Annotated in this window: 24 protein-coding genes; 17 read left to right on the top strand and 7 right to left on the bottom strand. The window is 72.6% G+C overall.

Annotation, left to right across the window (positions count from 1 at the left end; translation table 11 throughout):
- Positions 1-4: 4 nt before the first annotated feature.
- Positions 5-1,201: a CaiB/BaiF CoA-transferase family protein gene (locus BKE41_RS06175; RefSeq protein ID WP_012318056.1), complete on the top strand. Its 1,197-nt coding sequence runs from the start codon at positions 5-7 to the stop codon at positions 1,199-1,201.
- Between the two features lie 37 nt (positions 1,202-1,238).
- Here the strand turns inward: BKE41_RS06175 and BKE41_RS06170 are convergent, their stop codons facing one another.
- Together BKE41_RS06170 and BKE41_RS06165 are read right to left on the bottom strand one after the other, a co-directional pair.
- Positions 1,239-1,616, bottom strand: a complete 378-nt coding sequence (locus tag BKE41_RS06170; protein WP_012318055.1) for a PH domain-containing protein — start codon at positions 1,614-1,616, stop codon at positions 1,239-1,241.
- A 256-nt stretch (positions 1,617-1,872) separates the two neighbouring features.
- The gene (locus tag BKE41_RS06165) at positions 1,873-2,328 is read right to left on the bottom strand and encodes an Rrf2 family transcriptional regulator (RefSeq protein ID WP_041372265.1); all 456 of its coding nucleotides are present in this window, start codon (positions 2,326-2,328) and stop codon (positions 1,873-1,875) included.
- Between the two features lie 87 nt (positions 2,329-2,415).
- On the opposite strand from BKE41_RS06165, the gene BKE41_RS06160 reads away from it, so the two are divergent.
- The gene (locus tag BKE41_RS06160) at positions 2,416-3,195 is read left to right on the top strand and encodes a class I SAM-dependent methyltransferase (protein WP_012318053.1); all 780 of its coding nucleotides are present in this window, start codon (positions 2,416-2,418) and stop codon (positions 3,193-3,195) included.
- A gap of 28 nt (positions 3,196-3,223) precedes the next feature.
- Here BKE41_RS06160 and BKE41_RS06155 read toward each other — a convergent pair whose 3' ends face one another.
- On the bottom strand, positions 3,224-4,240 hold the full coding sequence (locus BKE41_RS06155; protein WP_070998722.1) for a GDP-mannose 4,6-dehydratase: 1,017 nt from the start codon (positions 4,238-4,240) through the stop codon (positions 3,224-3,226).
- Between the two features lie 26 nt (positions 4,241-4,266).
- Complete coding sequence (locus BKE41_RS06150; RefSeq protein WP_083374290.1) at positions 4,267-5,505, bottom strand: complex I NDUFA9 subunit family protein; 1,239 nt, start codon at positions 5,503-5,505, stop codon at positions 4,267-4,269.
- Positions 5,506-5,775: 270 nt separating this feature from the next.
- Between BKE41_RS06150 and BKE41_RS06145 the strand changes: the two genes are divergently transcribed.
- The gene (locus BKE41_RS06145) at positions 5,776-5,958 is read left to right on the top strand and encodes a hypothetical protein (protein ID WP_106427812.1); all 183 of its coding nucleotides are present in this window, start codon (positions 5,776-5,778) and stop codon (positions 5,956-5,958) included.
- 9 nt (positions 5,959-5,967) lie between these two features.
- On the opposite strand, the gene BKE41_RS06140 is transcribed toward BKE41_RS06145, so the two are convergent.
- The 3 genes from BKE41_RS06140 to BKE41_RS06130 all read right to left on the bottom strand — a co-directional run bounded on the left by BKE41_RS06140 (position 5,968) and on the right by BKE41_RS06130 (position 11,036).
- Positions 5,968-6,909, bottom strand: coding sequence for an MBL fold metallo-hydrolase (locus BKE41_RS06140; RefSeq protein ID WP_012318049.1), 942 nt, complete (start codon positions 6,907-6,909; stop codon positions 5,968-5,970).
- Between the two features lie 205 nt (positions 6,910-7,114).
- A complete protein-coding gene (locus BKE41_RS06135; protein ID WP_070998720.1) occupies positions 7,115-8,308 on the bottom strand; it encodes a murein L,D-transpeptidase family protein in 1,194 nt (397 codons plus the stop codon).
- Between the two features lie 142 nt (positions 8,309-8,450).
- Positions 8,451-11,036: an ABC transporter ATP-binding protein/permease gene (locus BKE41_RS06130; protein WP_070998718.1), complete on the bottom strand. Its 2,586-nt coding sequence runs from the start codon at positions 11,034-11,036 to the stop codon at positions 8,451-8,453.
- 401 nt (positions 11,037-11,437) lie between these two features.
- On the opposite strand from BKE41_RS06130, the gene BKE41_RS06125 reads away from it, so the two are divergent.
- The 14 genes from BKE41_RS06125 (at position 11,438) to BKE41_RS06060 (ending at position 25,507) form a co-directional block, all read left to right on the top strand.
- Positions 11,438-12,097 (top strand): cytochrome c3 family protein, encoded by a 660-nt coding sequence (locus BKE41_RS06125; protein WP_012318046.1) that lies wholly within the window; start codon positions 11,438-11,440, stop codon positions 12,095-12,097.
- Complete coding sequence (locus BKE41_RS06120) at positions 12,094-15,066, top strand: TAT-variant-translocated molybdopterin oxidoreductase (protein WP_070998716.1); 2,973 nt, start codon at positions 12,094-12,096, stop codon at positions 15,064-15,066. The genes BKE41_RS06125 and BKE41_RS06120 overlap by 4 nt, the downstream gene beginning before the upstream one ends.
- Before the next feature lie 2 nt (positions 15,067-15,068).
- Positions 15,069-17,093, top strand: coding sequence for a DUF3341 domain-containing protein (locus BKE41_RS32385; protein WP_070998715.1), 2,025 nt, complete (start codon positions 15,069-15,071; stop codon positions 17,091-17,093).
- On the top strand, positions 17,090-17,620 hold the full coding sequence (locus BKE41_RS06110) for a cytochrome c (RefSeq protein ID WP_070998713.1): 531 nt from the start codon (positions 17,090-17,092) through the stop codon (positions 17,618-17,620). Before BKE41_RS32385 ends, BKE41_RS06110 begins: the two co-directional genes overlap by 4 nt.
- Positions 17,617-18,678, top strand: coding sequence for a hypothetical protein (locus tag BKE41_RS06105; protein WP_053620903.1), 1,062 nt, complete (start codon positions 17,617-17,619; stop codon positions 18,676-18,678). Before BKE41_RS06110 ends, BKE41_RS06105 begins: the two co-directional genes overlap by 4 nt.
- The gene (locus BKE41_RS06100; protein ID WP_058606987.1) at positions 18,675-19,163 is read left to right on the top strand and encodes a hypothetical protein; all 489 of its coding nucleotides are present in this window, start codon (positions 18,675-18,677) and stop codon (positions 19,161-19,163) included. The genes BKE41_RS06105 and BKE41_RS06100 overlap by 4 nt, the downstream gene beginning before the upstream one ends.
- The gene (gene coxB / locus BKE41_RS06095) at positions 19,160-20,149 is read left to right on the top strand and encodes a cytochrome c oxidase subunit II (RefSeq protein WP_070998711.1); all 990 of its coding nucleotides are present in this window, start codon (positions 19,160-19,162) and stop codon (positions 20,147-20,149) included. The genes BKE41_RS06100 and coxB overlap by 4 nt, the downstream gene beginning before the upstream one ends.
- A complete protein-coding gene (locus tag BKE41_RS06090; RefSeq protein ID WP_024830827.1) occupies positions 20,146-21,822 on the top strand; it encodes a cbb3-type cytochrome c oxidase subunit I in 1,677 nt (558 codons plus the stop codon). The genes coxB and BKE41_RS06090 overlap by 4 nt, the downstream gene beginning before the upstream one ends.
- Positions 21,819-22,478, top strand: a complete 660-nt coding sequence (locus BKE41_RS06085) for a cytochrome c oxidase subunit 3 (RefSeq protein WP_012318038.1) — start codon at positions 21,819-21,821, stop codon at positions 22,476-22,478. Before BKE41_RS06090 ends, BKE41_RS06085 begins: the two co-directional genes overlap by 4 nt.
- Position 22,479: 1 nt before the next feature.
- A complete protein-coding gene (locus BKE41_RS06080) occupies positions 22,480-22,791 on the top strand; it encodes a hypothetical protein (protein WP_024830828.1) in 312 nt (103 codons plus the stop codon).
- 78 nt (positions 22,792-22,869) lie between these two features.
- Positions 22,870-23,655, top strand: coding sequence for a class II glutamine amidotransferase (locus tag BKE41_RS06075; protein WP_012318036.1), 786 nt, complete (start codon positions 22,870-22,872; stop codon positions 23,653-23,655).
- Positions 23,656-23,818: 163 nt separating this feature from the next.
- Positions 23,819-24,559, top strand: coding sequence for a NepR family anti-sigma factor (locus tag BKE41_RS06070; protein WP_012318035.1), 741 nt, complete (start codon positions 23,819-23,821; stop codon positions 24,557-24,559).
- Between the two features lie 126 nt (positions 24,560-24,685).
- Complete coding sequence (locus BKE41_RS06065) at positions 24,686-25,099, top strand: DUF1236 domain-containing protein (RefSeq protein WP_012318034.1); 414 nt, start codon at positions 24,686-24,688, stop codon at positions 25,097-25,099.
- Positions 25,100-25,231: 132 nt separating this feature from the next.
- Positions 25,232-25,507, top strand: coding sequence for a hypothetical protein (locus BKE41_RS06060; RefSeq protein WP_012318033.1), 276 nt, complete (start codon positions 25,232-25,234; stop codon positions 25,505-25,507).
- Positions 25,508-25,522: the final 15 nt, after the last annotated feature.

Here is a 25,522-nt window from a genome sequence, read left to right as displayed (position 1 = left end):
CGCGATGGATGCCGTTGCCGACCTGCCGCTCGCCGGAATCCGCGTCCTCGACCTGTCCCGGGTCCTGGCCGGACCCTGGTGCGCGCAGGTGCTGGGCGATCTCGGCGCCGACGTGATCAAGGTCGAGCACCCGGAGCGCGGCGACGACACCCGCGACTGGGGCGTGCCGACGAGCCCCGGCAACACCTCGTATTTCGACAGCGTGAACCGCAACAAGCGCTCGATCGGCGTCGACCTCGCCACGCCGGACGGCCTGGCGATCGTGAAGGCTCTGGCCCGCGACAGCGACGTGCTGGTCCAGAACTTCAAGACCGGCGGGGCCGAGAAGCTCGGCCTCGGCTACGCGGCGCTCGCGGCGGAGAATCCCGGCCTGATCTACTGCTCGATCGCCGGCTACAGCTCCGACGGCTCGGAGGCCGGCCGGCCCGGCTACGACCTCGTGGTCCAGGGCGAATCCGGCGTGATGGCGCTCAACGGCGAGGCCGGGGGACCGCCGCTCAAGTTCGGGGTCGCGGCGGTCGACCTGTTCACCGGCCAGTTCGCCGCCCAGGCCGTGCTGGCGGCCCTGTACCAGCGGGAGCGGACCGGGCGCGGCCGGACCGTTGACCTCGCCCTGTTCGACTGCGGCGTGGCGCTGACCTCCTATTACGGCCTCGAGGCGCTCGCCCGCGGGATCGATCCGCCCCGCTACGGCAACGCCCACCCGTCGATCGTACCCTACGGGGTGTTCGAGGCCGGCGACGGGCCGGTGGTGATCACGGTCGGCAACAACGGGCAGTACCGCCGCTTCTGCGAGCAGGTGCTGGAGCGCCCGGACTGGGTCGCCGACCCGCGCTTCGCCAGCAATCTCGACCGGTCGCGCAACCGCGCCGCCTTCATCCCGGTGCTGGAGGCCGAGCTCGCCAAGTGGGAGCGCGCGCCGCTGATCGCGCGGCTCAGGGCCGCGGGCATCCCCTGCGGCGAGGTGATGGGCCTGCGCGAGGCGCTCACCTGCGACCGCGCCCGGGAGGCCGGGCTGGTGGTCGCGGCGTCGGAGAACGCCCACGTCATCGCCCCGCCCTACCGGCTCGACGGGCGCCGGCTGCCGGTGCGGCGGATGCCGCCGGGCCTCGGGGATTCGAGCGCCGAGATCCTGGCGGAGCAGCTGGAGTATCCGGAGGACGCGCGCGACGCGCTGCGGGCCAGGGGCGTGGTCCGGTAGGCGGGCCGTCGCCTGCCGGCGCGTGCCGTGTCCCGGGCTAGCGCAGCACGCCCTCGGCGAGCGCCCGCTGGATACCCCGGACATCCGCGCCCTTCTTCAAGGTCCGCTGGATCGGCTCCGCCGCCCCCGAGACCCAGATCTTCAACTCGGCGTCGAGGTCGAACGTGCCGGCGGTCTCGACCGAGAAGCGCACGATCGCGCGGTACGGCACCGACAGGAACTCGACCTTGCTGCCGGTCACGCCCTGGACGTCGATCAGGATGACGCGGCGCTCGGTGAACACGAACACGTCCCGGATGATCTTGAAGGCGAGCCGCGCCGTCTCGCCCTCGATCAGGATGCCGGCGAGCCGGCGCTCCAGGGAGGCCGCGTCGACGGCCGAGCCGTGTCCGAGCAATCCGTCCAGAAGGCCCATGGCCGATCATCTCGTGCTGGTCCGCGTCGACGCGGAGCATGGCGTCTGGCCGTCGGCGCGGCAACCGCCCGGCGCGATCCGGTCCCCGATCCGGACCGCGATCCCGGTCGCGCGGCGTGCCTCGGGCATCGTCCGGGCGCCGACCAGGGGGCACGGATCATGGATGAGCGGCCGGAGAGCCGGAGCAGAGCGTCGATGAAGCAGTTTCATGAGGCTGCCTATCGGCGCGACGCCGGGCCCGGCGTCGCGCCCGGCGTCACGCGCAGCTCGAGGCGTCCGACGGCCCCCCGGGCCGACACCGGGCGTCGAAGCTCCGCGCGAGCTCGGCGAGGCTGACGGAACCGAGCCGCGCGATCAGGAGGGCCTCGGCCTCGCGCAGCGTTTCCTCGACCGCCTCGTTGACGACCTTCTCGACGGCGCAGGCCGGGTTCGCGCGATCGCTGCCGATCGCGAAGATGCGCGGACCGCCGACCGCGCGGTGGACGTCGAGCAACGAGACCGCGCTCAGGTCCGCCGCGATGGTCCATCCGCCGCCGTGCCCCTTCTCAGATTTCACGTAGCCCGCGTTCCGGAGCCCGGCCATCGTGCGGCGGACGACCACGGGGTTCGTCCCGAGCATCCGCCCGATCGCCTCGGACGTCATCGGTCCGTCGTGGCGCGCCATGTGAAGCAGCACATGGAGCGTTCGGGAGAGGCGGCTGTCGGTGCGCACCCGTCGATCCATCACACCGAACTCGGGATTGGCAACCGCGCGCCATCACGATACTTATCAAGTTGCGTGATGGCGAGGGTTGTGGCGATGCGCGAGTTCGAGAACCCGGATCGGTGGGACAAGGTCGCCGAGCACTACGCGACGACCGCCCACCCGTTCACGGCGCGCTTCGCCGAGGCGGCGCTCGCGCGAGTGCCGCTGACCGAAAGCAGCCGCGTCCTCGACGTCGCGGCCGGCACCGGCGCCCTCGCGCTGGCCGCGGCGCGGACGGGGGCGCAGGTCCTGGCGGTCGACTTCTCGCCGGGCATGGTCGCGCGCGTCGCCGGGGCGGGCTCGGCCAATGTCGAGGCGCGGGTCATGGACGGCCAGGCGCTCGCCCTCCCCGACGGCGGCTTCGACGCGGTGTTCTCGATCTTCGGGGTGATCATGTTCCCCGACTGGCGGAAGGGGCTCGCCGAGATGGCGCGCGTGACGCGGCCCGGGGGCTGGGGCATCGTCGCGACGTGGCAGGATCAGGGCGCGGCGACGTTCCTGCTGCTCGGCGAGATCCGCCGCCGGCTGTTCCCCGAGCGCGAGAGCCGGGCGATGCCCGAAGGGGTGCGGGTGCTCGGCGATCCGGCCGGGTTCACCCGGGAGATGGTCGCGGCCGGGTATGGACCGCCCCGGATCGAACGCGTGACCTTCGACTACGCCCTCGACGTCGCCCTGCTGGACGACCCCGACACGGTGTTCGGCCTGTCGCCGGACTGGGTCGACCTGAGTGCGGACGACCGGGCCGCGGTGACCGCGGAGGCGCGGCGCGTGGCGGGCGGCCGGCCCGTCCTGCCGATCCCCTCCACCGCGCTGATCGCCGTCGCGGAGCGGTGAGCGCCGCTTCGGTGCGAGACCTCCCGCCTCAACTGGGCCCCTGCGCGTCCGCCAAGCGCGCCCGCGCGTCGTCCAGAACCCGGGTCAGGGCCGCGTCCCACGAGACCCGCGGCTGCCAGCCGGTGGCGGCGTGGAGGCGACCGGCATCGCCCGCGGCCAGGGGAATCTCGGTCGGCCGCACCCGCTCCGGGGCGACGCGGATCTCGAACGGGACCCGGGCGCGGGCGCGCAGATCCTCGAGGACGCTGGCGATCGTCCGCGGCTGGCCCGAGCTGATATTGAAGACGCTCCCGTCCGCCAGGGAGTCCGCCCGGCCGATCAGGTCGGCATAGGCGTTCGCCACGTCGGCGACGTCGAGGAAGTCGCGGTAGGAGGAGAGATTGCCGACCTCCAGGCACGGCGGCACGAGGCCGGCCTCGATCCGGGCGATCTGGCCCGCGAAGGAGGCCACGACGAAGCGCTCGTCCTGGCCGGGGCCGATATGGTTGAACGGCCGCAGCACGACGAGCTTCACGCCGATCCGGGGCAGCAGGTCGCGGAGCAGCTGCTCGCCCACCCATTTCGACCGCGCGTAGGTGTTGCGCGGCAGCGGCTCGACCGCCTCGCTCAGGGCGTGGCCCGCCAGGAAGGCGCTGCCGTAGACTTCGCCGGAGCTGACGAAGAAGAAGGTGCAGCCCGGCACCGCCTCTACCGCGGCCACGAGGTTCATCAGGCCGTTGACGTTGACCCGCCACGTCTGGCCCGGACCGCTCGCGGAATCCGCCACCGAGGCGAGGCCCGCCAGGTGGAGGATCGCGGTCGGCCGGAACCGCGCCACGAAGCCGCCGAGCGCGGCCTCGTCGAGGAGGTCGATCGCCGCGTAGGTGACCCCCTCCGGCAGGCGCGGCGACCGCCCCCGCCCGATCCCGGCCACGCAGTCGCCCGTCCGCGCCGTCGACCCCGCCAGGAGCGGCAGCACGTGGCCGCCCACGAAGCCCGCCGCCCCGGTGACGAGGATGCGCCGCGCGGCGGGGCCGCCGGCCGCGTGGGGAGAGGGCGCGCTCACGGCGCGATCCGGGCGCGGGCCGTCACCTAGCCCGGGTTCCGGGTTCCCCAGCGCACGCCCATGCTGCCCTGTCCGGCGCCCGGCGAGCTGCCGGCATCGGCGCCGATCGCCGGGCCGGAGGCGGTCTTCGGTCGGTGCTGCGAGCCGGCCGCCAGGGGCTGCGACGCCATCGTGTCGGGCACCTCCGACAGGTACTCCTCGTCCCGATCGGTGGCGAACTGGCCGGCCTTGCGGAAGGTCCAGAGATAGCCCGGCACCACGGCCTCGGCGGCGGTCGGCGTGATCCCGATCCCCTCGAAGGTCCTGCCCTCGGCCTTGGCGGCTTCCGAGACGACGTTGTCGTTCTGGAGCAGGGTGACCTGATCGCGGGTCAGCTTCAGCGAGGCCGGCAGGAGGCCGAAGGTCAGGGTGTCGGCGATCTCCAGCATGCGGGCCTGGAGCTTGGCCGCCGGCACGGGCAGGTCCACGACCACCCGCTTCCGCCGGATCGTCTTCAGCATGTAGCGCACGAAGTGCTCGAGCGTGCCCACCTCCGGGCCGCCGAGTTCGTAGACCTTGCCGGGCGCGACGGTGCCGTCGACCGCGCGGGCAATCGCCTCGGCGACGTCGCCCACGAAGGCCGGCTGGAAGCGCGACTGGCCGCCGGCCAGCGGCAGGACCGGGAGCGCCCGGGCGAGGCCGGCGAAGCGGTTGAAGAAGCTGTCGCCGGGACCGAAGATCAGCGAGGGCCGGAACACGACCGCGTCCGGGCAGGCGGCGAAGACCCGCGCCTCACCCTCCGCCTTGGTGCGCGCGTAGAGCGACGGCGAGGCCGGATCGGCGCCGATCGCCGAGACCTGGATCATCCGGGCGCCCTGGCGCGCCGCGGCGCGGGCGATCGCCTCGGCCCCGTCGACCTGCAGCCGCGCGAAGCTCTGGGAGCCGGTCTCCTGCAGGATGCCGACGAGGTTGATCAAAACGTCCGACCGCTCGGCGGCCCGGGCGACCGAATCCGGGTAGCGCAGGTTCGCCTGGACGGCGACGATCTGGTTGACCTTCCCCAGCGGCTGCAGGAACAGCGCGAGGTCCGGCCGGCGCACCGCGACGCGGATCCGGTAGCCGCGCTTCGCCAGCGCCCGCACCACGTGCCGGCCCAGGAAGCCGGAACCGCCGTAGATCGTCACGAGCTGGTCCTGGGGGCGCAGGGGACCCGGCGCGGCGACGGAACGCGTCTGCGGACTGGTGTGCGCCGTCGCGGACGCCGTCGTGTTGTCTTGGCCGCTCATCGCCGTGGTCTCGAGCTCCTCGCGCGCCCCGGGGCGCCGTCAGGCGGCCTACTTAGCCTAACTTCGGCGCGATGGGAGCCGCCGAATGCACCGCCGCGCCATTCCGGTGAACAGCGCGGCGCGGATGACCGCTGCCGGAGGCCCGAGCGCCGCCGGCGCGACGCTGGTCACAGCGCTGGAACGGGTGCGGCCGCCGCGCATTCTTCCCCACCATACGGCCCTGCCGAATCGCGCGGATGGGACGCGCCGGGGACTTCGATGATTGTAGGGATGCTCGTTTCCGCGGCGATCGCGGTGTTCGGTCTGCTGGTGGCGCTCGGGTATGTCGGCCACCCGATCGACGCGCAGCTCGTCAGCAACTACGGCTGGAGCATCCTGATCATCGGCGTCGCGCTGTTCGTTCTGTTCACCTGGGCCCGGTACAGCCGGACCCGCAGGCGGCGCTCCGCCTGACTCCGCGCCTCAGGCAACCTTGATCCGGCGGCGCATCTCCCGCGCCACGGCCGGGCGTCCGCTCGGCCGGCCGCTCACCGCCCGCGGCGCGCCTACGATCAGGCTCTGCCGCTCGCGCGCGATGAACGCCGTCGGCATCTCGGCCTGGAGGTCGGCCTCCATGTCGCGCAGCGCCGTGTCGGAATGGGCCGGGTGCAGGTGGATGATCCCGAGCGCCTTGACGCCCGCGTTCCGGGCGAGCTCCACGCCCTTCTGCCAGGTCGAGTGGCCCCAGCCCCGGCAGGTCGGATACTCCCCGTCGGTGAACATGCCGTCGTAGACCATCAGGTCGGCGTCGGCGACGAAGGCGGCGAGCTCCGGATCCGGCCACGGGTCGCTGTGCTCGATGTCGCTGATCAGGCACAGGCGCCGGCCGCCGTGCTCGAACCGGTACCCGACCGAGCCCTGCGGATGGTTCAGCATGATCGTGGCGACCCGCGTCCCGTCCGGGAAGGCCAGGGTCTGGCCCGCCTCGAAGCCGTGGTGGTGAAAGGTGCAGCACAGCTTGTCGAGCGTAACCGGGAAGAGCGGCGGCGCGAACAGGCGGTCGAGGGTCGGCCCGGCCGATTCGCCGCCGAGGTTGCCGCAGTAGGTGTTGATGACCCGGTCGGGATCGAGGACCGCCGGCTTGAAGAAGGGCAGACCCGCGGTGTGGTCGAGATGCAGATGGCTGAACAGCAGGTCGACTTCCTGGGGCAGATCGGTCCGGTGACCCTGCCCGAGGTTGTAGATGCCCGAGCCCGCGTCGACGATGAACATGCGCTGGCCGCACCGCACCTCGATGCAGGGCGTGCTGCCGCCGAACTCGGCGTATTGCGGGCCGCTGACGGGCGTCGAGCCGCGGACGCCCCAGAAGCGGAGTGCGAGGTCCTGGTCGGCCGCCAGGATGGTCGGCTCGGAACTGTTCGACATGGCGATCACGAATCCGCGGACAGTCAGTCCCGATCACTTATGATCGAAACCCCGTCGCCGTTCCGGGAAGGTAGCTTTGAATACGGCAGGCCGACGGAGCAGGTGTACCGCTCATCCCCTGCCGTATCATGAATTGGTGTGCCGCACGCGGCCGTGATGTGCGTCCGCGCACACGCACGGGCCGCCGCGACGGGCCTTCGCATGCTCAGAGGGGCTCCGCGGCGGCCAGGAGACCGGCCGCCGACCCGGCAAGAATGGGGCGTCCGGCCGCCGATCCGGCGAGTCCCGCGGCCAGCCAGGACGGGAGTGCGTCGCTGTACCGCGTCGGGAGCGGCGCGACCAGCGCCCCGAACGGATCGGGCGCGCGCTCGTAGACCGGCACGAAGCCCGCCATCTGCCGCGGCGACAGGCCCGACTCGGGCGCGGCCCAGCCGGCCCAGACCGTGTCGGGCACCGGGCGATGGGCGCGGTGGCCCGGAACGACCACCACCTCCTGGCCGGCGAAGGCCAGGGCCTCCGGCCGGCTGATGTCCCCCACCGCCCCGCCCCGGGCCGTGTAGGCCGCCCAGAAGGCGTTCTGGCCGCCGTCGGAATAGGTGGTGCGGACGGCGGGCTCGCCCGCCTCGGCGAGCGCGGTCATCCGTGCCTCCTCGACCGCCCGGCGGGTGGTGACGGCCGCCTCGACGGCGGGATCCCGCGCGGGCGCGAAGGCGTAGCGGCTGGCGACCACCGAGACCTGCAGCTCCTCCCGGCTGACCTCGAACCGGTCGGAGCCGGCCTTGAGGTCCCGCCAGAAGGCGATGTTGGGGTCGGTCCGGTGGCGGGCCATGTTCTCGGCCGTCATCCGGAACGGGTAGGACTGGAACTGGAAGGCCGCCTGCCCGCCGTTCAGCGCGTCCCGGGCGATGGCGTAGATCTCGCCGACCGTGCCGTTGGTCATGGCGAAGCAGCCCATGGACGAGCAGATCCCGTGCACCATCACGGCGGAGCCGGTGCCGCCATGGGCCCGGTCGTAGGCGTTGGGATAGCCGACGTCGAAGGACAGGTAGTAGTGTGAGTTCGGGTTCATCTGGCGCCGGGGCACCGAGTAGAACCCCTCCGGGGTCTGCCGATCGCCGCTCCTGCGCTTCGGCCCGAGCTGGCCGGACCAGCGGCAGATCGGGAAGGTCTTGATGTAGACATAGCCCGCCGCGCCCTTCTTCCAGACCTCGATCTCCGATTCCTTCTTGTAGGCCCGGAACAGGACCGGCGAGGCGGCCGTCACGCCCTTCTGCGCCATCAGGGCGAGGGTCGCGGCCGGAATCGGCGCCTCGGCCTTGCCCGCCTGCGCGGCGGCCGGGCCTGCGAGGGCCAGCAGAACGAGGCCGGCGGCGAGAGGAAGCGAGGTCGACAGGGGCATGAACCGTCCGCGCTGGATCGGCCGGGATGGCTGCCGGACGGGCGCGGCCTCGCGACCTGACGGATTATTGCGGCGGCCGTGAGGCTGCGCGTCCGGTCCGTCCGGCGCCGCGACGGCGCGGCCGGACAACCGACGGTCACCCTCAGGCCGTCGGCGCCGGCTCCCGCTCGGGATCCGCCGGCACGGGCGCGACGACGGCGCTGTTCTCCACGGCGATCACCGCGTCGAACGGCGCGGCGCTCTCCGCGAGGCCCGTCTCGGGCAGGCAGACGATGAGGCCGCGCCCGGCCCGCGCCTGCCGCAGCTGGGCGAGCCGCTCGCGCGCGCCCTCGGCCTTGCGCTCGTCCATCGCGACCGCCACCACCAGGATGTCGGGGTCGCGGGCGAGGCACCGGCTCAGCTCGATCGCCACCCGCTCGCGGGCGTTGATCGCGCCGTCCGCCAGCGCCCCGGTGCTGGGCTGGATCTCGACCTTGCTGTCGAGGCCGAGGCCGTAGACCGAGGCCTCGAGGCCCTCGTCGGCCAGCACCCGGCGCACCAGCTCGCGCACCCGCGGCTCGGCATTGGCCTCGCCGAGACTGATCCGGCCGAACAGCAGGTTCTCCTCCAGGCTCGCGGCCGGATTGACCCGCGAGGGGTCGTGGAACACCACCGCGCCGGCGAGGTGGGGCGGCAGCATCCGGGCGAAGGACCGACGCGCCTGTACGAGGCGGTCCTCGAACAGGCCGTCGATCAGGCCGAAGCGGTGGCGGGACTCGTTGTAGCGCAGCGCGAGGCCGATCAGCCGCGTGCGGTCGCGCTGGCCCGCCGGCCCCCGGCGCAGGCTCGCCGCGCTGGGCAGGCGCACCACGAGATCCTCGAAGTAGCCCCGCTCGGCCGCCTGGAACAGCGAGTAGGCGTCGAACAGGGGGTGGTCGTTGGGCAGGTCGGCGAAGATCTCCACCGTGCTGCGGGCGACCGACAGGCCGATCTCGGTGAGCGGGCGGACCAGCCCCTCGGCCTCCAGGACCGCCCGCAGGTAGGGGTGGCGGGCGAAGCGCAGGGGCGCGAAGGTGCCGCCCACCGGCTCGCCGAACAGGATGTTCTCGCCGATGCTCGCCTGGTTGTTGTAGCGGTCGGGATCGAACGGCTCGACGAGGCGCTCGGCGCCCTTGGCGGCCAGCGCCACCCGCATGGTCCGGCGGGCGGTGACGATCGCGGCGGCGAGCCGCGGCTGGGCGGCCGGATCGAGCCGCCCGGTCAGACCGCGGGCGTACACGAAGCCGTCGAGGCCGGTGAGCCGGCTGATGCCGATCAGCGCGATGTCGTCGGGGGCGGTCGCCGGATCGGTTCCGTAGAGCAGGTTCTGGCGGAGGGAGCCCTCCATCAGGATCGCCTCGCCCGACGTGAAGGCGATCCGCCGGGCGCGCTCGGCGGCGTCGAAGTCGCGCAGGTCCGTGCCCGCGTAGGTGACGGCCCCGGCCGTCGGCTCGACTTGCCCGGCCAGCACCGCCGCCAGCGCGCGGGCGCCGCTGCCGCGGCTGCCCGTGATCGCCACGTGGCCCGGCATCGACACGGCGACGTCGACGCCGGTCAGGCGCTCGCCCGTGGCCGGGTCGAAGGCACCGACGCCCTCGGTGGCCAGGATCCCGGACCGGGGCAGCGGCAGGGCAGTGGCCCCGGTCCGGGCGGCCCGTGCCCGCCGGCCCTCCAGGGCCGCGATGGTGCGGGCGAGGTCGCGGAGCCGCGGGCGCACCGACCTGCGGACCATCCAGAGCCGCGCGCAGATCGCGGCGAGCCAGCCGGCGAGGCCGAAGGCGCCCACGGCTGCCACGAGGGCGGCCGGATCCACCGGCGCCGCGGGCGGCTGGCCCGGCCCCGAGCGCCAGAGCGCGGTGCCGGCGGCGATCGCCGGCAGGATCACCGCCAGGGCCAGGGCGGGCGCCCGGGCATAGGCCAGCCGCGCCTCGGCCCGCCCGACATTGGTCCGCATCGCGGCGACGCGGGCGGCGATGCGCCGGCGCTCGATGGCCGCCGCCCCGTGGTTGCGCACGGCGGGCAGCCGCCGGACGAGGTCGTTCAGGCTCTCCTCCGCGCGCGCGCTCGAGCGCAGGCGCAGCTCCTGCCGGTCGCGCGCGCGCTCGAGCACCAGCCCGTAGGCGAGGCCGATCGCCGCGAGGCCGATCACCGCCGCGGGGACCAGCCGGGGCGCGGCGAGCGCCGCGAAGCCGAGGGCCAGGATCAGCGCCGCGAGGGTCATCGCCGGCAGGACGATGCCGGCCGCGAGCAGGCGGTCGGCCCGGGCCAGCACCTCGCCGACGATCCGGGTGAGGCCGCGCGCCTCGTCCCGGGCTCCCGCCGGCGCGTCGAGGATCGCCTGCAGCACGCCCTCGCGGACGGCGTCCCCGGCCTTGTTCTGCGCCTTGAAGCACAGGCGCGCCACGAACCAGCCGACACCCGCCAGCGCCAGGGCGCAGACCGCGATGCACAGGAAGGCCGTGAGTTCGAGCTCGGCGGGGCGCATCGGCATGCCGGGGACGAGCACCAGTTCCCCGCCCGGGAGTTGCACCGCCACGCGCAGGAACGGGAGCACCGGCGCCTCGTCGCGCGGCAGGACCGCGATCAGGTCGCGCAGGCACAGGAGCGCGAGGGCGCAGAGCGGCGCGCCGATCCCGACCGCGAGGGCCGCCGCGACGGTGTGCTGGGGCCGCGCGGCGCGCCACGTCAGGAGGAGAGGATCGGATTCCATGCGTCTCCGGACAGGATCGGGCGTCGGGACCGTCGCGGGGGAATAGGCTCTCGCGCCGGTCACGGGAAGTGTCGCGGCAGATGTGGCGGGGCCTGTCGCGGGCCTCGGCCCGCCTTGCCGTGGGCCGCTGCGACATGTCGGCCGGCCTGTTTCCGGTCGTGGCCCTGGTTTGGAAGCGCTCCAGCGTTAAAACCATCGGGCACGATGGGGCGCGGCGCCGCCGGGGCTCGGTTCCGCGAGGCTCGGGTCCGCGACGCCGCAGGCGCCCCGGTTCCCTTCGCGCGGGCGTCTGGCGCGCCGCACGATGTCGACCGGGACCAGAGGGTGAGGCGAGGCTTGCGGCGAGGGGCTGAGACGACCGAGCGCCATCTCACGGCCCTCGCCAGGCGCGGGCCGGCCTGATGGCGCAGCTGTTCACTCCCGGGGCCGACGCGCTCTACCGCCTCGCCCTGATGACCGGCGTCGCCTGCCTGGTGGGTCTCCCGGTCCTGGCGGCCGGGATCGTGCGCTCGAACTACGTCACGGGCGTCGGGATCGCGCCGGCGCAGCCGCTGCCGTTCAGCCACAAGCACCATTCCGGCGAGCTCGGCATCCAGTGCCGCTACTGCCACACCACGGTCGACCGGGAGGCCACCGCCGGGATCCCGCCGACCCACACCTGCATGACCTGCCACTCGCAGATCTGGACCGGCTCCGAGATGCTCAAGCCGGTGCGCGACAGCTACGCGCAGGACAAGCCGCTGGAGTGGAAGCGGCTGAACAAGCTGCCGCAATACGTCTACTACAACCACTCGGTCCACGTGACGAAGGGGATCGGCTGCTCGACCTGCCACGGCGACGTCACGTCGATGCAGATGACCTACCGGGCCAACGCCTTCGAGATGCAGTTCTGCCTCGACTGCCACCGGGCCCCGGAGAAATACGTCCGCACGCCGGATCAGGTCTGGAACATGACCTGGAAGCCGCCGTCCGACCAGGCGACCCTGGGCCCGAAGCTCGTGGCCCAGTACCATATCCGCGGCGGGGAGCGGCTGACCGAATGCGGGATCTGCCACCGATGACCGGCGCCCCCGACATCGCGGCCCTGCGCGAGAAACTCGCCGGCGGCGACGGGCCGCGCTTCTGGCGCAGCCTCGACGCCGTGGCCGACAGCCCGGACTTCCGCGCCTATCTGGCGGCCGAGTTCCCGTCGGCGTCCCGGCTCGCCGCCGCCCCGGAGCGGCGCGGCTTCCTGAAGCTCATGGCCGCGTCCTTCGCGTTGGGCGGCCTCACCGCCTGCGGCGGCGGAGGCGGCCGCGACTACGAGGTGCCCTACGTCAACCAGCCCGAGCGGATCGTGCCGGGCACGGACCTGTCCTACGCCTCCTCGGCCCTGTTCGACGGCTTCGGCAACGGCATCCTGGTCACCACCCGCAACGGCCGCCCCCTGAAGATCGAGGGCAATCCCGAGCATCCCTGGAGCCGCGGCGGCACGGACGTGCTGGCCCAGGCCTCGGTCCTCGGGCTCTACGACCCGTTCCGCTCCCAGGCGGTGCAGCATCTCGGCCGGCCGAGTTCCTGGGCGGCGTTCCGGGCGGACCTGCAGGCGCGGATGCCGGGCTGGCGCGCGGGCCGCGGCGAGGGCCTCGCCCTGCTCACCGGCCCGGTGACGTCGCCGGGCGTGGCGGCCCAGATCGCGCGGCTGCGGGCCGCCTACCCGGCTTCGCGCTGGTACACCGGCGCCGGGGCGGGGCGCGCCGGGATCTACGAGGGCGCCCGCCAGGCTTACGGCCGGCCGCTGGAGACGATCCCGGATTTCGGCCGCGCCCGCACCATCGTGGCGCTGGACGGCGATTTTCTGGACCTCGGGCCCGGCCAGGTCGGCCTGTCGCGGCGCTGGAGCGAGGCGCGGCGCGCGGCCTACGCGGAGGGCCGCCTCCTCACCCTGCACGCGGCGGCGCCGACCCCGACGCTGACCAGCGCCAAGGCGGATCGCGGCCTCGTGGTCCCGGCCGGCCGGCTTGAGGACCTCGCCCGGGACCTGCTCGCCCTGGCCGCCGGCGGCGCGGCCCCTGCGGGCGACGATCCCGTCGCGCGCTGGACGCGGAGCGCCGGGACGGCGCTCGCCGGGGCCCGGGGAAGCGGCATCGTCACCGCCGGCCTGACCGCGAGCCCCGAGTTGCACGCGCTGGTCCACCGCCTCAACGGCGCCCTCGGCAACACCGGCGCGACCCTGGTCCACACGGCGCCCGCGGAGGAGACCGGCGCCGGGACCCTGGCGGAGCTCGCGGAGGCGATGGATCGGGGCGCCGTCCAGGTGCTCGTCGTGCTCGGCGCCAATCCGGTCTACGAAGCGCCGGGCGTCCTCGATTTCGCCGCCCGGATGGCGCGCGTGCCGCTCAAGATCCACGCGGGGCTCTACTACGACGAGACCGGCGTGCACGCCGACTGGCACCTGCCCGCCGCCCACCCGCTGGAATCCTGGGGCGACATCCGATCCCTCGACGGGACGGTGGGGCTGATCCAGCCGACCGTCGCGCCCCTGTACAACGGCCGCACGCCGGCGGAGATGCTGGCCTTCCTGGCCGGCGGTGAGGGTGGGGAGAGCGGCCAGGACGCGCTGGGCCTCCTCAAGGCGCAGGCGCGGAATGCCGGCGAGGACGACGCGGCTCTCGAAACCCGCTTCACGGAAGCCCTGCGCCTCGGCTTCTGGGCGGGCAGCGCGCGCCCGGCCGAGACCGTCGCGCTGACGCAGGCCGCGGCCCCCGCGGCCGCTCCATCCCCCGCGCCCGCGGGCGAGGTCGAGGTGCTGTTCCGGCCCGATCCGACGATCTGGGACGGCACCCATGCCGACCTCGCGTGGCTGCAGGAGCTCCCGAAGCCCCTGACCAAGGTGGTCTGGGAGAATGTGGTCGCGGTGAGCCCGCGCCTCGCCGAGCGCGAGGGGATCGCGACGGGCGACATCCTGCGGGTCGAGGCCGGCGGCCGCGCCGTCGAGGGGCCGGCCTGGATCCTGCCCGGCCAGGCCGAAGCCAGCGTCACCCTCACCCTCGGCTACGGTCGCGACGTGCCGGACCACCTCGCCCGCGGCCTCGGCTACGATTCCGCGCCCCTGCGCCCGGCCGGTTCGACCTGGCGGCTCGCCGGCGCCCGGCTGACGAAGACCGGCCGCGCGCGCAAGCCGGTGACAACCCAGCATCTCGGCACGATGGAGGGGCAGGATCTCGTGCGCGTGCAGGCCCTGGGCGCCGCGCCCGCGGGCGATCCCAAGGGCGCGCCGGCCCCCGCCTCGTTCTACCCGCCCCCGGAGAGCCAGGATCGCTGGGTCGCCGCGCAATGGGGCATGGCCATCGACCTCGACGCCTGCATCGGCTGCAACGCCTGCGTCACCGCCTGCCAAGCGGAGAACAACATCCCCGTGGTCGGGCGCGAGGAGGTCGCTCTCGGCCGGTGGATGAGCTGGCTGCGGGTCGACCGCTACTACGCGGGCGCGCTCGACGCGCCGACGACGCATTTCCAGCCGGTGCCCTGCATGCATTGCGAGCAGGCGCCCTGCGAGCTCGGCTGCCCCGTGGAGGCGACGCTCCACGACAGCGAGGGCCTGAACCTGCAGGTCTACAACCGCTGCGTCGGCACCCGGACCTGCCAGAGCTACTGCCCCTACAAGGTCCGCCGCTTCAACTACCGCGACTATACCGGCGGCATGACCCCGGTGGAGCAGCAGCAGCGCAATCCCGAGGTCACGGTCCGGTCCCGCGGCGTGATGGAGAAGTGCACCTACTGCATCCAGCGGATCACGGCCGCCCGGATCACCTCCGCCAAGGATGCCCACGCGCCGATCCCCGACGGGACCGTCGAGACCGCCTGCCAGGGCGCCTGCCCGACCCGGGCGATCACTTTCGGCAACGTCGCCGACCCGGGGAGCCAGGTCTCGGCCGCCCGCAGGGACACGCGGGAATACGCGCTCCTCGGCCACCTGAACACGCGGCCGCGCACCACCTACCTCGCCGGGCTCGCGCCCGCCGCGGACTCGGACGGACGGGAGGGCTGAGTATGTCCGGCGCCCTCTCCGGCGGCACGCAGCCCGGATCCCTGATCCGGCCCGACGAGACCCTCCAGGGGATCGGCGGCGCGGTCACGGCGATCCCGCTGACCCATCCGGGCAACCGGCGCTGGTGGATCGCCTTCGCGGGGGCGGCCGCGCTCCTCGGCCTGTTCCTCCTCACCCTCGGCTACCTGCTCTACGCCGGCCCCGGCATCTGGGCGAACAACAACGCCGTCGTCTGGGCGCTCGACATCGCGAGCTACGACTGGTGGATCGGCGTCGCGTCCGGCAGCCTGCTGGTCTCGGCGATCCTGCTCCTGCTCGGCGCGGAGTGGCGCGGGGCGGTGAACCGCGTCGCCGAGACCCTGGCGCTGCTGGCCACGGCGGCCGCCGGGCTCTACCCGATCATCCATCTCGGGCGGCCGTGGTTCTTCTTCTGGAACCTGCCCTACCCCAACACCTACGATCTCTGGCCGCAGTTCCGCTCGCCGCTCCTCTGGGACGCGATCGACATCGTGTCCTTCCTGGTGATCTGCGTGAGCCTCTGGTTCATCGGCCTGCTGCCGGACCTCGCGACGCTGCGCGACCGGGCGCACCTGGAGGCGATGCGCCAGCTGGAGACGAAGGCGCCGACCCGGAAGCTCGCCGTCCTGCGCGCGCAGGTCTACGGCATCCTCGCCTCGGGCTGGCGCGGCTCGGCGGCCCACTGGCAGATCTGGGTCCAGGCCTACCGGACGGTGGCGCTGCTCGGCGTGCTGCTGGTTGTCTCGGTCCAGACCGGGGCCTCGGTGATGCTGGCGGGCTCGCTGATGCCCGGCTGGCACAGCACGCTGCTGCCGGTGAGCTTCCTGGTCAACGCGGTCTATTCCGGCGTCGGCGTCACGGCGGTGATCGTGATGCTGATCCGCCGCGTCTACGGCCTCGACGCCCTGGTGACCGACCGCCACCTCGACGTGCTCGGGCGGCTGCTGCTCTGCCTCGGCTGCGCCAGCGCCTACTGCTACGCGGCCGAGTACTTCGACACGTTCCTCAACGGCGACGCCGAGGGGCGCGGCGTCCTGGTCCGGCGCATGACCGGCGACCACGCCCTCGTGTCCTGGACGGCGATCCTGTGCCTCGTCCTGCCCGCGCAGATCCTGTGGTCGGCCCGGGCCCGCACGGCGCCGCTGGCCCTTGCGACGGTCGGCCTCCTCGTGGCGATCGGCGCCTACGCGGACCACGTCATGGTCCTGGTCGTCACCCTGACCCAGGACTTCCTGCCCTCCTCGAGGCTGCCCTACACGACCGACGTCTGGGGCATCGCCACCTTCGCGGGCTCGATCGGGCTGTTCCTGACCCTGCTGCTCCTGTTCCTGCGGTACCTGCCGGCCGTCTCGATCGTCGAGAGCCGCCGCCTCGCCCTGACGGTGTCGCCGGCCGCCCAGGAGGCTGCCCGCGCGGCCGCGTCCCGGGCCACGGGCCGCCCGGAGGAGAACCCGGTCACCGCGCCCCTTTGGGGCGTGTCGGCGACCTTCGCGAGCCAGGGCGACCTCGCGGCCGCCCTCCAGGCGGTTTCCGGGCTCGGCCCGGATCAGGTCCATCTCGACGGGCACGGCCCGGTGCCGATGCCCCGCACCCTGCGGCCCCTGGGCCTGGAGGGGCGCTCGATCCTGCCCTACGCCCTCGGCGGCGCCCTGCTTGGCGGCTTCGGCTTCTTCGCCATGTGCGTCTACGCCACGGCCTACGACTACGTGTTCCTGATCGGCGGACGCCCGCGCCTGTCCTGGCCCTCCTTCGTGGTCCCGAGCGTCTCCTTCGCGATGATGGCGGGCTGCGTGGCGATCCACCTCGCGCTCCTCGTGCTCAACCGCCTGCCCCGCCTGAACCACCCGGCCTTCAACATCCCGGGCTTCCTGCGGGCCTCGGAGGACCGGTTCTTCCTCTCCGCGGAGGCGCGCGGCGACCGGTTCGACGCGGGCCGGATCGAGCGGCGGCTCGCGTCCCTGCCGGCCGAGGCCGGCCGCCCCCTCGAGATCCGGCGGATTCCGCGATGAGGCGCGCCCTCCTCGCCTGCCTGGCCCTGGCGCCCCTCGCGGCCTGCGGCGAGGCCGACATGGCCGATCAGGCCCGGGCCAAGACCTGGGACAGGAACCCGTTCTTCCCCCGCGAGATCACCATGCGCCAGCCGGTGGCCGGCACCGTGCCGCGGAGCGATCCGGCCCGCGCGGCGCCGCAGCCGCAGACGATCAGCCGGGCGCTGCTCGACCAGGGCCGCGAGCGCTACGGGGTATTCTGCACACCCTGCCACGGGCAGGACGGCCGCGGCGCCGGGATGATCGTGGCCCGGGGCTTCCCGTCCGCCGGCGATCTCACGGCCGGGCCCGTGCGGGCGGCCTCCGCGTCCGACCTCTACGACGCGATCTCGAACGGCCGGAAGGCGATGTTCGGCATGGCCCAGATGATCCCCTCGGCCGACCGCTGGGCGATCGTCGCCTATGTCCGCGCCCTCCAGCTCAGCCAGGACGCCCCGGTGGCGAGCCTGCCGGCGGAGGATCGCGCGCGGCTGGAGGCGACGCCGTGAGGCGCCCCGCCCTGCTCGGCCTCGCCGGCCTCGTCCTCCTGGCCGTCTGCCTGACCGCGGGCGGATGGCGCGGAGCCGCGGCCTCGTATCTCGCGGCGTGGCTGGTCCTCCTCGCCCTGCCGGTCGGTGCCCTGCCGGTGGTCATCGTCGCCGAGCGCTTCGGCGAGCGGGTCCGCGCGCGCGGCGGCATCGAGATGCTGGCGGGTCTGCGCCGGCTGACGGCGCTGATGCCGGTCGCGGCCGTGCTGGCGCTGCCGCTCCTGGCCGCCGCGCCCCTGCTCTATCCCTGGGTGAGCGCCCCGGCGCGAACGCCCCTGGCCGCCCTGTGGTTCACGGTGCCGTTCTTCGCGGTCCGGGTGATCGTCTACCTCGCGGCCTGGATCTGGCTGGCGCTGCGCTTCGCCAAGCCGTTCGACGCGCCCGGCGAGGGGCGGACCGTGCCGGCGGTGGGGCTGCACGCGGTCGTCGGCACGCTGTTCGTCACCGACGTCGTCGCCTCCCTGGATCCGCGGCTCGACTCGACCCTCTTGGGCCTCCTGGTCATGACGGCGTGGAGCGGCCTCGCCTTCGCGGCGGCGATCCTGCTGGCCTGGGAGGAGCCGGAGCCCGTGGGCCGCGGTCGCACGGCTCCCGGACGAGGCCGGCTGGTGCCCCTCGTGGTGCTCCTCGGCCTCTGGGCCTACCTGCACTTCGTGCAGTTCCTGATCGTCTGGTCGGCCAACCTGCCGCCCGAGGTGGCGTGGTACTTCGCCCGCGGCGGCTGGGTCGGGCGGGCGCTGGCGATCGTGGCCGGCGCGGTGGTGGTGCTGGCCGGCCTCGCGACCCTCCGGCCCGGGCGCCCGACCACCCGGATCCTGGCCGGCGCGGCGCTCGCCGTCCACGCCCTGGAGATGTTCTGGCTGATCACCCCGGCGGTGCGCGACCGCTTCGTCCTCCGGCCGAGCGACGTGCTGGCCGCCGGCGCCGTGGCCTGCCTCGCGGCCGCGCTGCGCCCGCTGATGCGTCCGCGCGCCGATCGGGCGGCCTCCGACGCCCGCCGCGCCGGGAGGCCGGCGTGAGCGCGGACGGACCCACCGGCCTGATCCCGGCGATCCTGGCGGGGCTGACCCTGCGCGGCACCGGCCTCCTGAACGGGCGGCCGCCGCGCCCGGCGGCCAATTCCCAGCGCGATCCCGACGATCCCGGGCACGAGACCAGCGACGTCAACGTCCGCAACACCGTGCTGGTGATGGCGGGCCTCGCGCTGACGGCGCTGGCGGTCGTCGGCACGATGGTCTGGCTGATGGGCACCTTCGCGGCGAGCCAGCGGCGGGCGCTCCCTGCCCTGACGCCGCAGCAGACGACGCGGCTTGAGCCGCCGCCGCCGAACCTGCAGGCCGACCCTTACGCCGATCTCGACCGCGAGCGGGCGGCGGCCGCGGCGCACCTCTCCGGCTACGGTTACCGGGACGAGGCCCGCACCCGCGCCCGCATCCCGATCGGGCGCGCCATGGACCTGACCGTCGGCCGCTCTCTCGAACCGGCGGAGCCCGCTGCGCGATGACGCCGAGCCACGATTCCCTCCAGCTCTGGCCCGCCGCGGTCTCCGCCACCGCGAGCGAGACCGACCTGCTCATCCTGGCCTTCACGGTCCTGACGCTGCTGCTGACCGTGCCGGTCTTCGTGGCGATCACCTACTTCGCCCTGCGCTACCGCGAGGGCTCCGAGGCGGACCGGAGCCCCTCGGGCATCCGCTCGAACCTCATCGAGATCAGCTGGATGCTGATCCCGTTCCTGCTGACGCTGATCTTCTTCGTCTGGGGCGCGCGGCTGTTCATCCAGTCGAAGAACCCGCCCCCCGACGCCATGGTGGTCGAGGCGATCGGCCGGCAATGGATGTGGAAGTTCCAGCACCCGACGGGCCAGTCCGAGATCAACAACCTGCACCTGCCGATCGGCCAGCCGATCCGCCTGCATATCATCAGCCAGGACGTGATCCACGCCCTCTACCTGCCGGCCGTGCGGATGCAGGTGGCGGCCCTGCCCGACCGCTATACCGACCTGTGGTTCAAGGCCGACAAGGTTGGCACCTACCACCTCTACTGCTCGGAATATTGCGGCACCGACCATTCCGTGATGGGCGGCGAGGTCACCTTCATGAACCCCGGCGACTACCAGGACTGGCTGACCCACGCGGGCGCGCAGCAGGGCAAGGTCGCGGCCGGTCGCGCCCTCTACGAGGCCTATGGCTGCGCCGGCTGCCACGAGCCCGGCTCCCCCGTGAAGGCGCCGAGCCTCGCCGGCCTCTACGGCAGCCAAGTGACGCTCGCCGACGGCCGCACCGTCACGGCCGATGACGGATGGCTGCGCGAGAAGATCCTGAACCCGAACGGTGACCGGCTCGCCGGCGGGGGCAAGCAGGTCATGCCGAGCTTCGCTGGCCGGATCCCGGCGGACGAACTCGGCACGCTGATCGATTTCCTGAAATCCTACACGGGCCCGGCCTCCGGCAAGGCCGCGGACGCGACGCCGCCGGGAGCGACACGATGAGCGCATCGGGCAGCATCGGCGGCACGGCCCGCCGGGAACCCCACGCCCCGGAATCCACGATCGGGCGCAAGGCCGACTACCTGCACGCGGAATCGACTCTGCGCTCGTGGTTCCTCACCACCGACCACAAGCGCATCGCGCTCCTCTACCTCGCCTCGATCACCGGCTTCTTCGTGATCGGCGCCCTGGCGGCCGGCGTGGTGCGCCTCGCGCTGATCGTGCCCAACGGCGCGATCATGACCAACGACACCTACAACAAGGCCTTCACCATCCACGGGGTGGTGATGGTCTGGTTCTTCCTGATCCCGTCGATCCCCGCGACCTTCGGCAACTTCCTGATCCCCTTGATGATCGGGGCCAGGGACCTCGCCTTCCCGAAGCTCAACCTGACGAGCTGGTACGTGTTCATGGCGGGCGCCCTGTTCACCCTGGTCTCGGTGGTGCTGGGCGGTGTCGATACCGGCTGGACCTTCTACGCCCCGCTCTCGACGGCCTTCTCGAACACCTGGGTGCTGCCGGCGCTGATCGGCGTGACCATCGTGGGCTTCTCGTCGATCCTGACGGGGCTCAACTTCGTGGTCACGATCCACACCATGCGGGCGCCCGGCATGACGTGGTTCAAGCTGCCGATCTTCGTCTGGGCGCACTACGCCACGAGCCTGATCTTCCTGCTGGCGACGCCCGTCATCACCACCGCGCTGATCCTGCTGATCGCGGAGCGCGCCTTCCACATCGGCGTGTTCGACCCGGCCTATGGCGGCGACCCGGTGCTGTTCCAGCACCTGTTCTGGTTCTACTCGCACCCGGCCGTGTACATCATGGTCCTGCCCGGCATGGGAGTGATCTCCGAGATCGTCCCGGCCTTCGCGCAGAAGAAGCTGTTCGGCTACCGCTTCGTCGCCTACGCGTCGATCGGGCTGGCCTCCGTGACCTTCTTCGTCTGGGGCCACCACATGTTCGTCAACGGCCAGAGCGACTTGGCCTCGCTGGTCTTCTCCGCCCTGTCCTTCGCGGTGGCGGTGCCCTCGGCCGTGAAGGTCTACAACTGGACCGCCACGATCCATAAGGGAGCCCTGCGGCTCGACACGCCGATGCTCTACGCGATGGGCTATATCGGCCTGTTCGTGCTCGGCGGCCTCACCGGCCTCTACCTCGCGACGCTCGCCATCAACCAGCACATCCACGCGACCTACTTCGTGGTCGCGCATTTCCACTACATCATGGTCGGCGGCACGGTGCTGGCGTTCCTGGGCGGCCTGCACTTCTGGTGGCCGAAATTCACCGGCCGGATGTACAGCGAGCCCTGGGGCCGGGTCTCGGCGCTGCTGATCTTCATCGGCTTCAACGTGACCTTCTTCCCGCAGTTCATCCTGGGCTATCTGGGGATGCCGCGGCGCTACGCGACCTATCCGGCCGAGTTCCAGCTCCTGAACGTGCTGTCCTCGGCGGGCGCCACGATCCTGGCGGCGGGCTACATCTTCCCGATGCTCTACCTCGTCTATTCCCTGTGGTTCGGGCGGAAGGCGCCCGCCAACCCGTGGAACGCGAAGGGACTCGAGTGGGAGACCGCCTCCCCGCCGCCGACGCACAACTTCCTGTCGCCGCCGGAGGTGCCGCGCATCCCCTACGACTACCCGATCCAGGCCCAGGAATCCCGGGACCAGCACGGATGAGCGCGCCCCTGGCCGACGGCGTCGGGGTCGCCCGCGCGCACCATTTCGAGACCGTCGCGCAGCAGCGCGCGGCGGCGACGCTCGGCATCTGGGCGTGGCTGATCACCGAGCTCCTGCTGTTCTCCGCCCTGTTCCTGGTGGCGCTGATCACCCGGATCCAGCACCCCGAGGCGACCGTCGCGGCGGCCAAGCACCTCAAGTTCTGGATCGGCGCCACCAACACCGTGGTGCTGATCTGCTCCAGCCTGACCATGTCGATGGCAATCGAGTTCTCGCGGATGGGCTGGCAGCGCGCCATGGTGCGGGCGATGCTGGCGACCGCGGCGCTCGGCGGCCTGTTCCTCGTGCTCAAGGGCTACGAGTACTACGCCGACTGGGCCGAGCACATGATGCCGTTCCTCTCCGACCGGCCCTTCGCGCTCGCCGAGACGCCGGCGGCACGGCTGTTCGTGAACCTCTACTACGTCGCGACGCTGCTGCACGCGCTGCACCTGTTCACCGGCATCGCACTCCTGCTCGGCATGACCTGGCTGGCCGCCAAGGCCGGTTTCCTCGCTCGGCACCAGAACTGGATCGAGGTCTACGGTCTCTACTGGCACTTCATCGACCTCGTCTGGATCCTGGCCTTCCCGATCCTCTACGTGGTGAACCGGTAGGATGCGGAACCCCCTCGTGACCCTGAGCGCCGACGAGCGCGCCCTGCTCCGGAAGCGCCTGCGCACGCCCGTCCTCACCTTCCTGGCGCTGCTGGCCCTGCTCGCCATCAACGTCACCCTCGGCGCCACCCTCCCCTTCGCGCAGGTCTGGATCGTCGAGCTCGCCGTCGTCGCCGTGATGGTGGCGCTGATCCTCCTCGTCTCCATGGAGGTGATCCACGAGCCGCCGCTGATCTGGCTGTTCTCGGGACTCGGCTTCTTCTGGGTCGCCATCATGGTCGGCATGACGCTGACCGACTATCTCGCCCGCTGACCCGCGCGAAAGCCGTTGTCGGGGCGGCCGAACGCTCCTAAACGTCGCCGCTTCCCCGCATGGCCCGGCTGCAAGACGATGTGCGAACTGCTCGGCATGAGCGCCAACGTGCCGACCGACATCCGCTTCTCCTTCGCGGGGCTCGCCCGGCGCGGCGGCGAGACCGGGCCCCACGCCGACGGCTGGGGCATCAGCTTCTACGACGGCCGCACCTGCCGCAGCTTCCACGAGCCGGAGCCGAGCGCCCGCTCGCAGCTCGCCCGGCTCCTGCGCGACATGCCGATCAAGAGCCGGATCGTCGTCGCCCATGTCCGCAAGGCCAATCGCGGCCGGGTCAGCCTGGAGAACACCCACCCGTTCTCCCGGGAATTGTGGGGCCGCCGCTGGACCTTCGCGCACAACGGCCAGCTCAAGGGCGTGAAGCGGCTGCCGCTGGGCGGCTTCATGCCGATCGGGTCCACCGACAGCGAGCACGCCTTCTGCTGGATGCTCGGCCGGCTCCAGGCCCGGTTCCGCGCCCTGCCCCGGCCCGAGACCCTCGACCGGGCGGTGGCCGACCTCGCGGGCGAGCTGCACGCGCTCGGCGTGTTCAACATGCTGCTCACCGACAGCCGCACCCTCTACGCCCATTGCGGCAAGCGCCTCTGCTATCTCACCCGCTGCGCGCCCTTCGGGAAGGCCACCCTGATCGACGAGGACTGGCAGGTGGATTTCGCCCAGGAGACCACCGAGCACGACGTGGTGACGGTCATCGCCACGCAGGCGCTGACCCGGGACGAGTGCTGGACCGATCTCGCCCGCGGCGACGTCCTGACCCTGCGCGACGGGGCGATCCGGCTGTTGAGACCGAGCAACTTAGCTTAAGTGTGTTTTGCCTGAGGGTGCATGCCCGCGCCCGATGCGCTAGAACTCCGGTAACAGGAGCGCATCGGCCGGACTTCCGCACCGGGTCGAGCCGGCAAGCGCCCCACCTCGACCCGCTCCGGACCACAGGTCGAGCCACGATGAGTTGACGAGCGCGATACGCATGACCCGCGACGACACCGACACCGTCCTGTCCCAGGAGGACGGGACTCGGGATGGCCGCCCGAACCTGGCGCCCGGCATCCGCACGCATCTCGGTGAGCACCTGCGCACGGTCTACGAGCGGATCGGCGAGGAGACGATGCCGTCCCGCTTCGCCGAGCTGATCGAGAAGCTCGAGGCGGCCCTGCGTGCCCGCGGCGAGGCGATCGAGCCGGAATTCCGCAACGGTCTGCTCGCGGCCGTGCCGTCGCTGCGCGCCTTCGCGCTGTCGCTGACCTCGAACCCGGCCCGCTCGGACGACCTCGTGCAGGACACCCTGCTGAAGGGCTGGCAGCACCGCGCGCGCTTCCAGCCGGGCACCAACCTGAACGCGTGGCTGTTCACGATCCTGCGCAACATCTTTTACTCGGACCATCGCAAGCGGGTCCGCGAGGTCGAGGATCAGGACGGATCCTACGCGGCCCGGCTCGCCACCGCCCCGCACCAGGGCGACCGGCTCGACGTCGAGGACCTGCAATCGGCGCTCGCGAAGCTGCCGCCGGACCAGCGCGAGGCGCTGGTGCTGGTCGGTGCCGAGGGCGTCTCCTACGAGGAGGCCGCGACTATCATGGGCTGCAAGGTCGGCACCGTGAAGAGCCGCGTCAGCCGCGCCCGCGGCCGACTCGCCGAGCTCCTGGGCTACGACGAGGAGGACCTCGGCTCCGACCGGTTCATCCAGTCGGCGATGCCGAAGGACGCGTAGGCGCCCGGCCCGAACCGGGCCGGAAGTCCACAAAAAAAGATGCATCCGATTCCGGGGATCGGGCGTTACCGGCCCGAGCTTCGCTGCGCCAGCGCGGCGAGACACCACGGAACGGAGATGCATCGCATGACCTTCAAGACCCTCATCGCCGCCTCGGCCCTCGCCCTCTCGCTGCCGCTGGCGGCCCAGGCCCAGGGCACCATCCCGGGCGCCGAGCGCGGCGCGGCGGCCGGTGCCGATGCGGCCGGCCCGATCGGCGGCATCGTCGGCGGCGCGGTCGGTGCGGCCACCGGCACGGTGGGCGGCATCCTCGGCGTCGACATGGCCCCGCGCTTCCGCAGCTACGTCCGCGAGCGCAACGTCCGCTCCTACGACTACGACGGTCGCGTCGCCGTCGGCACCACCCTGCCGGCCTCGGGCGTGACCTACTACGACGTGCCGAGCGAGTACCGCGTGCAGCCGGGCTACCGCTACACCGTGGTGAACGACCGCCCGGTGCTGGTCGACCGCGGCCACCGCATCGTCGAGGTCATCGACTGAGACCCTGGGCCGGTCTCGCACCGGCCCTAACGCCCCCGGAGCCCGGCTCCGGGGGCATTCCCGCAGCCGCGGCCGCCGGCGCAACGCTTCATCCGTCCGGCCGTTGATGACGGTTCGACCCGTGAGGCGACCATGAGCGACACTCCCACCGATCCGAAATCCACCCTGCCGGAACCGGTGCGCGACCATCTCGGCCAGCAGCTGCGCAGCGTCCTGCCGGTCGGGTCCGACAAGCCGCGCTTCCTCGGCGACGACCCGGTGCCGGACGAGTTCGAGCCCCAGATCCGCCGGCTCGAGACCCGCCTCAAGACCCACGAGGAGGGCACCGGCGCCGTCGGTCAGGCCCTCGACCAGATCCTCGACGCCTTCGGGGTGAAGCCGCGGGACGACGACACGCGCGCGGACTGAGCCGTCGACCGAGCC

The sequence above is a fragment of the Methylobacterium sp. C1 genome, from assembly GCF_001854385.1.
GTDB classification, from domain to species: Bacteria; Pseudomonadota; Alphaproteobacteria; order Rhizobiales; family Beijerinckiaceae; genus Methylobacterium; species Methylobacterium radiotolerans.
Note: the sequence above shows the minus strand (reverse complement) of the source record. Positions and strands in the feature narration are given on the sequence as shown.